The organism is candidate division WOR-3 bacterium, from assembly GCA_039801365.1.
Classification (GTDB): domain Bacteria; phylum Hydrothermota; class Tepidihabitantia; order Tepidihabitantales; family Tepidihabitantaceae; genus JBDRUN01.
This window is the reverse complement of sequence record JBDRUN010000093.1, coordinates 1-9,614: the sequence shown is the minus strand read 5'-3', so window position 1 is coordinate 9,614 and position 9,614 is coordinate 1. Positions and strand designations below refer to the sequence as shown.

General features: G+C 57.5%; 9 protein-coding genes. 4 read left to right on the top strand and 5 right to left on the bottom strand.

Annotated elements, in window-relative coordinates:
* Positions 1-579 (bottom strand): hypothetical protein (locus ABIL25_09850; protein ID MEO0082569.1); only part of this gene is annotated, 579 nt, incomplete at its 3' end.
* A 188-nt stretch (positions 580-767) separates the two neighbouring features.
* Between ABIL25_09850 and ABIL25_09845 the strand changes: the two genes are divergently transcribed.
* Together ABIL25_09845 and ABIL25_09840 are read left to right on the top strand one after the other, a co-directional pair.
* A complete protein-coding gene (locus ABIL25_09845) occupies positions 768-1,550 on the top strand; it encodes a transposase (GenBank protein ID MEO0082568.1) in 783 nt (260 codons plus the stop codon).
* On the top strand, positions 1,551-2,237 hold the full coding sequence (locus tag ABIL25_09840; GenBank protein MEO0082567.1) for a transposase: 687 nt from the start codon (positions 1,551-1,553) through the stop codon (positions 2,235-2,237).
* A gap of 84 nt (positions 2,238-2,321) precedes the next feature.
* On the opposite strand, the gene ABIL25_09835 is transcribed toward ABIL25_09840, so the two are convergent.
* Positions 2,322-3,365 carry a helix-turn-helix domain-containing protein gene (locus ABIL25_09835; protein ID MEO0082566.1) on the bottom strand — a complete coding sequence of 348 codons (1,044 nt, stop codon included), beginning with the start codon at positions 3,363-3,365 and terminating at the stop codon, positions 2,322-2,324.
* Positions 3,366-3,614: 249 nt separating this feature from the next.
* Between ABIL25_09835 and raiA the strand changes: the two genes are divergently transcribed.
* Complete coding sequence (gene raiA, locus ABIL25_09830) at positions 3,615-3,929, top strand: ribosome-associated translation inhibitor RaiA (GenBank protein ID MEO0082565.1); 315 nt, start codon at positions 3,615-3,617, stop codon at positions 3,927-3,929.
* A gap of 1 nt (position 3,930) precedes the next feature.
* Complete coding sequence (gene hprK, locus ABIL25_09825; GenBank protein ID MEO0082564.1) at positions 3,931-4,920, top strand: HPr(Ser) kinase/phosphatase; 990 nt, start codon at positions 3,931-3,933, stop codon at positions 4,918-4,920.
* Positions 4,921-5,406: 486 nt separating this feature from the next.
* On the opposite strand, the gene purL is transcribed toward hprK, so the two are convergent.
* The 3 genes from purL to ABIL25_09810 all read right to left on the bottom strand — a co-directional run.
* Positions 5,407-8,292 carry a phosphoribosylformylglycinamidine synthase subunit PurL gene (gene purL / locus ABIL25_09820; GenBank protein ID MEO0082563.1) on the bottom strand — a complete coding sequence of 962 codons (2,886 nt, stop codon included), beginning with the start codon at positions 8,290-8,292 and terminating at the stop codon, positions 5,407-5,409.
* A gap of 362 nt (positions 8,293-8,654) precedes the next feature.
* Positions 8,655-9,161 carry a hypothetical protein gene (locus tag ABIL25_09815; protein MEO0082562.1) on the bottom strand — a complete coding sequence of 169 codons (507 nt, stop codon included), beginning with the start codon at positions 9,159-9,161 and terminating at the stop codon, positions 8,655-8,657.
* A gap of 32 nt (positions 9,162-9,193) precedes the next feature.
* Positions 9,194-9,614: hypothetical protein (locus tag ABIL25_09810; protein MEO0082561.1), on the bottom strand; the 421-nt coding region annotated here is incomplete at its 5' end.

The following is a 9,614-nucleotide window of genomic DNA, read 5'->3' as shown; positions in this document are numbered from 1 at the left end:
GATGTGCATGCGAACAGGGATGCTGTTACCCTGAGGACTTAGATTCGCAATACGGGCCCTGGGAATGATGACAACGTTTGAGTCCACCTTCTCAGTCGGAGCAAAGATCGTCACCGTCGCGGCGTCTAGCTCGGCGAAGCTGGGCGGGTCTCCACCTTGTCCCCCTGCGAGAAAACTGGAATCAGGTGGTCCGATGCTAAGCCGCCCGGAAATAGCCAGGGATAGTTCGGTCCGCCGGTTGTTCGAAAACCCGGAGGCTGCCCCCCAGTATACGACCAGAGTCCTACCAGCAATGGTCAGAACATCGAGCCAGGAGTCAGCGTTCAAGTCTCGCGCGTAGCCAGACCCAGTACCCCTTCCAACTTCCAGTAACGTGCAGTCGCAGGTGCCGACACCCCATTGTATGGTAACAAAGCCAGACTCCCAGTCGGCGGAAATCAGCTCCACCTGACCGTCAAAGTCGAGGTCCACATAAACGGTCGAGAACAGACTCTCTCCACTTGAGGGAGAGAGATTGAACGCGGGACTGGCTATGGCGAGCTGAGTCTGTAGAACGAGAATAGCCCAGAGGAGCTTCATATACCCTGCAATTCCTTTCCTTCCCAGCGCTCATATTATAGCCAACCCCCTCGCAAAGTCAAACTCGTATCGCCGGGGGTAGTAGAGCTTGTCCAAAAACCCCGGTGCGTGCCAGAGCGTCTAATGTAGTGGATTGACTGTGTTCCCTCCGACAATCGGCCGGCCCTACGAAAGGAGTGGTATCGTCTATGCCAGTACGCCCCTATGACCAGCGCAAGATGTTTCTGTTGCCGCCCTGCTTGGATGAGTGGGTGCGGGCCGACCATCCGGCCCGCGTCATCTCAGACATCATTGACCACCTGGATGTGTCCGAGTTTCGGACCGTGCATCACGCCGGCCGGCCCTGTTTCGCTCCCCGGATGATGCTGAAAGTGCTGCTGTGGGGCTACGCCAACGGTGTACGGGCAAGTCGGAAGCTGGCAGAACGGCTGGGTGCAGACGTGGTGTTCATGTGGCTGGCCGGTATGGAACAGCCGGACTTTAGGACCATCTGCCTGTTCCGGCGCAACAACCCAGCCGCGTTGAAGCGGCTATTTGCCCAGGTCCTAGGCATTGCCCGGGACATAGGGCTGGGTCAATTGGGACTGGTGGCGCTGGATGGTACGAAGGTACGTGCCAGCGCCGGCATCGACAGCTTCAAGCGGCCGGCCGAGTGGCAGAAGGAGCTGACCCGGCTGGAAGAACAGACCCAGCGGATGCTGGACGAAGCCGAGGAAGCGGACCGGGCAGACGATGGGGCATACGGAGAAGACCGCCGGGGCGATGAGTTGCCCGCCGAGTTGGAGCAGAAGCAGGCGCGAGTGGAGAAGATCAAGGAGATACTGGCCGAGGCCGACCGCCGCGGGGATAAGAAGGCGCTTATGAGCAGCACGGACATTGATGCGGGTTACATGTACGGTCCGGCCGGGTCATTGCCGGCATACAACGCGCAGGTGGCGGTGAACGAGCATCGGCTGATTGTGTATGCGTAAGTGACGACCGAGCCGGTAGACGTCAACCAGGTTGGGCCGGCGCTAGCGGGAATCGAAGAAGCCACGGGTCAGAAGCCGGAGCGGTTCCTGGCTGATGCCGGGTACCGCAGCGGCCCCAATCTCAAGCTCTTGGAGGACGAGTGGGTGGACGGGTATATACCCGAGACCGGGGAGAAGCATATTGGGCGAACGACGAGAAGGAATTCGGCGCAATACGGCCGGGAAGAGTTTCGGTATGATCGGGAGCACGACTGCTACCGGTGTCCGGCCGGACGGACGATGACTCGGACATCCGAGCGCCGCAGCAAGACCAAGTACAGCGAGCAGACGAAGAGAATCTACCGGCCGCCGAGTGGTGTATGTCTTGCGTGTCCGCGCAAGGCGCAGTGCACCGTGAGTAACAACCTACTGGGCCGGTCGATCAGCCGTGACGACTATGAAGAGGAACGGGCAAGGATGCGGCAGAAGCTGGGAACGGAAGAAGGCAAGGCGGTCTACGGGCGTAGAAAATGCCTGGTGGAGCCGGCAATCGGGCAGCTCAAAGTGATAGGGGGATTCCGGCAGTTTCTCCTGCGTGGAAAGCAGGGAGCTGGGATAGAATGGAAGTGGATGACTACCGCCCTGAACCTGCTGAAGATGAGATGGAAGGTCTTGAGGGGCGAGGCCAAGTTGGCCTGGGCGACCTAGCCCGAGGCAGAAATCTCCAGACGTAACCGGAAGACGTGCCTTGAAGGCCATGACGTCCAATCCCGGACCTGCGCAAGAGGGTTTCTAGACAAGCTCAGCGTGCTGGTCCAGAAGCACCATGGGAAAGCAGGCAAATGTGTCCGGTAGTGCAACACCTTTGTTCCGCAACTGCACTAACGGCGTGTTGCCCTTCATGTCGTGCCCGAAGTGTGGCCGTCGCACGTTGTAATAGTACTGCCACCGCCCAGCATACTCAAGAAACTCGCCTACGCTCCCGATGCGCTCCAGCAACGACAGGTAGAACTCTTCGTCATCGGTCCGATGGCTCCGCTCCACCCGCCCCTGATACCCTTTCCGCCCCTTCGGCGCTCGCCGCAGGACCGCGCCGTACGGCCGATACCACTGCCGATCCAACTCCAAAAGCTTCGCCGCATTGTCCCCGCCAAACTCCATGCCCCAGTCTTCCTGCCAGTTCACCTCAGTCTGTATCCCATACGACCGCACCCAAGCCATCACCAGTGCCACAAACAACAGCCCATTACTCTGATTCAGCTCATAGCTGTATGCCAGCAGCCAAAATCGCGTCTTCGCCTCACAGAACGTCCACTGATACCGGGGCAGACCTAACCGTATGTAACGCGTGTACTTGGCCGTACCCAATGCACCTTTGTCCAAAACGTCCTTCACATCCACCTGGGCCAGAGTGAAAGGCACCCGCACATCCCAAGCCCATACTGCCGGGTAGAGCACGTGCCGCAGCTTACGCTTCCGACACCTGCCGTGCTGTCTGAGCACATTACGCACGGTCCATTCGTTCAGCGCTAGTTCCCAAGCCAGCCGTTTGCGACCCTTGCCGGTCTTGTCCCGCTCGGCCAGAATCCGCTCCTGCACCGCCTCAGGAGTCCGGTTGGGGCTGTGCCGAGGCCGACGCGACCTATCTCCCAGTCCAGCCAAGCCTTCGGCCTCGAATCGCCGCACCCATTTCCGGACCACATTCCGGCTGGTCTTGCAGCGTCGGGCGGTTGCCGAGATACTGCCGGTCTGAGCATGAATTGCTACTAGCTTTTCCCGGCCGATCATGCTTGCCTGCTTCTTACGTTGCCGGTACAATTCGCCGTAGTAAACCATCGTGGGCTCCTTCTGGTTTTCTTGAACCCTGTACAGTCTACTGGAGGAGCCCCGATGGCTTCAAGTAGCCGGCCAAACCGGCGCACCGAGGAGCGCGTGCCGACCACCTGCTGCGTGCTGCGTCGATGTTTGCGGCCACCCCTGCCAGTAGAACTTCCCCTACCCTGGTAACGATGTCCTGACCCTTTTACTCCCTTGACTTGTTCTTGCGGAAGTCTATCATTATTCCGATATACACCTGGAGGTCCCGTGAAACTGAACCTAACCGGCCGTCACTTTGAAATCACGCCGAATCTTAGACGGCACGTAGACTCGAAGGTATCCAAGTTTGACAAGTTCAATGACCTCGTTCTTGCTGGTGAGATTGTCCTATTCAAAGACCACGTCAATGACATCGCCGAGGGCAGGCTCCACCTACGCACTGCAGTAATTGCTGCCAAGGGGGAGGGACCCGATATGTACGCCGCGGTCACTGACCTTGTGGACAAGCTGATGGTTCAGCTCCGGCGTCACGAGGGTAAGCTTCACGACCGACGACGAACCAGGGGTGGTCGGATCGAATAGTATGGGCGAAGGCAAGCAGATAACTGTCGCCACCTTGTTCGCCGAACGCAAGGAAGAGTGGCACTTGGAACTTGTGGGCGGGGCCGCGGGCTTGGAGCAACGGTTGGTATCCACGTCTGATATCAACCGGCCAGGCATGGCACTGTCCGGGTACACGGGCGTATTCCTGCGTGAACGCATTCAGATTGTCGGCTCTACCGAGCTGTCCTACTTGGCGACGCTGACACCGGATTCGGCCAGTGCGGCTGTAGCCAGGGTGTTTGGACTCGGACCTCCCTGTTTTATCGTAGCCAAGGGATTGATGCTACCCAGAGTCTGGACCGAATTAGCTGACCGCCACACCATACCCGTCCTACGCACCCCTATGGACACGACCCCGTTCATCCATCGCCTGACCGCCTATCTCGACTATCGGTTGGCTCCAGAAGAACACATACACGGCGACTTGGTGGACGTGTTCGGAGTAGGTCTGCTGATAACCGGCGAGTCCGGAATCGGCAAGAGCGAATGTGCTCTCGACCTGGTCCATCGCGGCCATCGGCTGGTTGCAGACGACCTCGTCAAGGTGTTGCGCCGGGGTACCGGCATCCTGATGGGCTATTCCGCGGCAAAGACGCCGCTGCTTGCCCACCACATCGAGATTCGGGGCGTGGGTATCGTGGACGTGTACGGTCTCTACGGCATCCGTGCTCTTAGAGTGCAGAAGCGGATTGAAGTCGAAGTGCGTCTGGTGCACTTTCAACAGGGCATGGACTACGAACGCATTGGTATTGAGGAGCAGTTGTCCGAGATACTCGGCGTCCGGATCCCCCTCGTTACCCTACCTGTCATACCCGGCAAGAATTTGGCCCTTGTGTGCGAAGTAATTGCCAAGAACCACATACTCAAGGTCTTCGGCTACCATCCGGCCAAGGTGTTCAATGACGAGCTGAAGCGAGTCATGGGCAAGGAACCGAAGGTTGATCCGCATATCACCGATGACCAGGAGTAGGAAAAGAGAAAGATTGAAAAACCGTGTTGCAGGGCGGACGACGATACCCAGTGCTTCTTCCGCAAGACTGAATCCCAAACGCCAGACGCCAAGACCGCCTGTCGGAGTCATCATCGGCTATGGCGGTCTGCCTGAGGCTCTCCGCCGCGCTGCATTTTCTATCGTTCCGGACCGTGCCGGCCTCCTAGTGGTCTCCGGTAGCAATCAGTCAGCCCGTGACTTGGATCGGAGGCTCAGCAAAGCTGTTGCCCGATACCCTGGCCGGCCGATATTGATCTTCGCCGATATGTACGGCACCAGTTGCGGTCAGGCTGGATCTAGATTGCAGCGCAACCGCGAACGGGTCGCCACTGTCTTTGGAGTTAGCCTGCCATTGCTTGTTCGTTTCCTCCAGTATCGTCACACAATGAACTTGGAAGAACTTGTTCAGCTGATGACCAGAACTGCTAGTCAACAGGCCAGCAGGACCATAGTCCGGAACCTACCTTACTGAAGGTGTTTGCTCAAGCTTCTTCGCCAGACTGACATCGCCCAATCTAGGTCGAGTCTGACGACTTCTGCACCATCGAGTCCAACAATGCTCAGTACTGGCTCAGAAGTCGTCTGTCCCACTGGACTGCAGGGCACGTTACCCAACAAGGCCTCAAAAGACCGGCGTGCCTCAGGCCGGACCTCGCAGACAAACCTGGTATTGGACTCGCTGAACAGAAGAAAATCATCTCGGCGGAAACACCCTGCTCCCGGCACCCGGCGCAGTCTTACTCGTGCACCGACCCGACCGGCAAAGCCCATTTCAGCGAGACAAACCCCAAGTCCGCCTTCAGCTATATCGTGGCATGCGTTCACCAATCCGGACCGTATCGCTCGGCCAAGCGCTGTCATTATCCTGCGCCCCGAGCGAGGTTCCACTTTCGGTACCTCCCTGCCCAATCCCTGGTGCATTCGGAAGTACTCGCTGCCGCCGAGTTCCTCGCGGGTCTCACCCACCACGTACACACAGGAACCAGCTTGTTTGAAATCCGCTGTGACAGTACGCCGGGCATCCGAGACAATGCCCAGTGCGGATACAAGTAAAGTCGGCGGAACCGGTATTGAATTGCCACTTTTAGTCCGAAATTCATTGTACAACGAATCCTTACCAGAGATGAAAGGTACGCGGTACCCTTTGGCAATATCGTAGCAAGCCTGGGCGGCGCGAACCAATCCCGCAAGCTGGTCCGGTCGTTCCGGACTGCCCCAGCAGAAGTTGTCCAAGAGGGCAATCCGCCGGACGTCGGCGCCGAGCGCCACACAGTTACGCAATGCCTCGTCAATCGCTGAAGCCGCCATCCAGTAGGGATCAATAAGACCGTATCGGGGAGCGAGCCCGCAGCCGATGACACACGCCCGGTATGAGCCCTTGACCGGTGTAACGACGCAACCGTCGGTCGGACCAGCACGGTCCGGCCCGCAGAATGGTTTCACCACGGTCTGCGCCTGCACTTCGTGGTCGTACTGCCTGACTACCCATTCCTTACTCGTAATGTTCGGAGCCTGCAATAGTCTCACGAGCACGTCCGTCAGATCCTGGTCGGTTCGGACAAATGGGTCCGCCGTTTCCGGTTTGCTCCAGCGCGCTACCCGCTTCGTTCCGCGCCACCCGGAGTGCAGGAACTTCATGTCAATGTCCGCCACCCTTGAACCCCGGAAGTTCAGTACGAGCCGACCGGTCTTGGTCACGTGTCCCATAACCGTCGCCTCCACATCAAGAGCACGGGCTAGCTCTAGGAGCCGATTTACCTTTCTCTGAGACGTGAGAATCACCATCCGCTCCTGGGCCTCAGAAATCCAAATCTCAGCGGGGCTCAATCCTGCATACTTCAGCGGTACACGATCTAGTTCCACCTCACACCCTAGCGAAGCTGTCAGTTCGCCGATCGCACTCGAAAGACCTCCTCCCCCGCAGTCAGTTATTGCCTCGACGAGTCCTTCGTCTCGGGCCGCAAGTATTAGGTCAGCCACTTTCTTCTCTTCGATCGGATTTCCAATCTGCACTGCACCAGACGAGAACTCCTGAGAATCCTGGCCGAGCTCCAGCGATGCAAAAGTCACGCCGTGAACCCCGTCCCTACCAGTCCGACCACCCACCAGTACAATCGCTTGTCCTTTACACACCCGCTTCCTGACCAACCTACGAGGAATCAGGCCCACCGCGCCGCAGAATACTAGCGGATTGCCGATGAACCCTTCATGAAAATACACCGCCCCGCTAGCAGTCGGGATGCCCATCCGGTTACCGTAGTCGCGTACTCCGGCGACTACCCCACGCATTATCTGTCGCGGGTGAATCACACCTTGAGGAACGCTCTCGACCGGCGTCGTTACCGGTGCAAAGCAGAAGACGTCGGTTAGCAGTATCGGTTTCGCCCCGCAGCCGGTACCAAGGCAATCCCGGATAACACCACCAACGCCGGTTGCCGCACCCCCGTAGGGCTCCAGAGCTGATGGATGATTATGCGTCTCAACCTTGAAGGTAACACCGTACTTGTCGTCGAATGCTATCACGCCCGAATTGTCATTGAACGTTGATAAACACCAGTCTGGAGCAAGTTCCTCAGTAACTCGAAAAATCGTTGACTTCAGCAGGTTTCTTAGTTCATGCCCGTTGAAGTCAATCTCTCCCCGAAAAGTCTTATGCTGACAGTGCTCAGACCATGTCTGTGCGAACGTCTCTAGCTCCACTTCGGTTGGGTCCCGGTCTTGCCCCTCATAGTATCGCTGCAGTTCGAGCATCTCCTCCAGACTTAGAGCAAGCAGTCCTTCTCTCGAAATACGATTGAGTTCCTCGGCGGACTTACCCCGCAACTCCACAACCCGTTGTGTGAATCGAAACTCGGCTGGCTCAGCGAATACCTGTTCTCCGGGCTGGCATGCATGTTCAATGAGTGGATTGAAAAGCACTCGCTGCGCCAGCGAAAACTCAGCCGCAGAAAGTTTCCGCCCGAAGTAGTACCCCCGTCCGGTCCGCACCTGCACCCCTGAAGGTGGCTTCGATTCCCGACATCCCTGCTGACCTGTCCTGTTCACACAATCAGCAATCGCTCGCTGAATGCCAGCTACGCTCGGGTCCATGACACCATGATTGTACAGAATTTCAAGGTCACATACCGCCACCTCGTTCGTCGTCACCCGATAAGTGTCACTTACCGGATCAGAGAACACTTGTGAAGCAAGCTCTTCCACCTGCTCCTGGGACAGATCACCGGCAAGAAAGTACAGTCTCACCAACCTGAGCTTGGGGAGATTTCGCAGACCGACAGAACTTAGGTCCTGACTGAGTGCACCAGACTGCGGGTCGCGCCCACGGCGCGTAACTTCTAAGCGCCAAAACACACAGGAAGATATGCCAAACTGCCACTCAGTCAAGCTCGGCACTGTGAGCCAGAATCAGCATTTCTCTCGTGACTTCTCCCGCCTTCACGTCGGGCGGGGAACGGAACAACAAACAGAAGGCGGTACGGCTCCGTGATTCGAGCCTTAGCCAAAGTTCTTGGAGTCGGTCCCAGATACCGTTAGTCGGACGCTCCGGTAACAGACTGAAAACTGCGGCAATCGTCTCTCAATCCTGTTTTTCGAAGGTCATGAGTTGTTCTGTGTCTGGCTCCCGCCTCAAGACTGATTCGTCTGCCGTAGTCTGTCATCTCGGGCGAAAGGACCATATCCCCCGCTGACTACGCCTACACCCCTAACCGCGTCTACTCGCTGATGATATTCAAGAGCTCGCGGTCCAGTGAGTCAGACTCCTGATTCGCACTGGCAAACGTCCTCACAAACTGGCTAACAACCTCAACCAGGTCGCGGTAGTCCCTTAGAAGTTCGGGCTTCAACTCTCGCAGGGCCCGAACCGGATCCGCGGTATCCAGCACCGCGACCGCTGAACGGAATTGGGTAATCCGGGACACGCACAATGTCGCTAGCGAATCCTGCCTGGGCTCAAGTTTCGGTACGCTCGTACGGTACTTCACGAATCGGCGCTCAATCCTAGCCAGCCGCCGCTGCATGCTGTGCTTGAGAGCCTTGAACTCCTGCTCAACAGTCATCGTTGTCAGTCTGACTGGTGGTCGTCCGAGTCGAATCCGCCTCGTATTGTGCAGGACAACGAGAACGGCAAGTGTCACACCAACGCAGGCAACGACGATAATCACTGGTGTCAGCGCACGTCTTACCCAGTCTGTCTTGTCCGATTCTTTCTCGCATTCCATACGCCTCAATTACACTCGCCAGTCACGTGGTGTCAAGCTCGGCAGCATCTCTGTAGGGCCGGCCAAGGTGAATCGTGACCACTTGCCTGATGCCTGCGCGTTTCATATGATACCCGCAGGGTCAGCCACCCGTCACGGTCGAGCGCAGGCAGCAGGAGGACGCCCTGGTCTACCTGCTGCGCAACCTCGGCCAGTATCTCACGCGGACTCTTGTTGTCACGACTGCAGTTCTTCTGTTCCAGGTTGTAACAGAGCTGATACCCGCCCGCCTTGCAGAAGAAGTCCCGTCGGTCCCGAAACCCGTCCACCTCGAAAAACTCAAATTCGATGGCGTTGTGTATCGTCTCCACCTCGGCATTCCAAGTCGTCTTGGGTATCTCCAGACTCCTGATGCCGGCTTCTGCCAGTAACCGCTGAAAAGCACTCGGCTCTTTCGCCTGCCAACTGCCAATG

Coding starts and splice junctions, on each gene's coding strand:
- ABIL25_09835 (MEO0082566.1), bottom strand. CDS start 3,365: ATGGTTTACTACGGCGAATTGTACCGGCAACGTAAGAAGCAGGCAAGC.
- ABIL25_09845 (MEO0082568.1), top strand. CDS start 768: ATGCCAGTACGCCCCTATGACCAGCGCAAGATGTTTCTGTTGCCGCCC.
- hprK (MEO0082564.1), top strand. CDS start 3,931: ATGGGCGAAGGCAAGCAGATAACTGTCGCCACCTTGTTCGCCGAACGC.
- ABIL25_09815 (MEO0082562.1), bottom strand. CDS start 9,161: ATGGAATGCGAGAAAGAATCGGACAAGACAGACTGGGTAAGACGTGCG.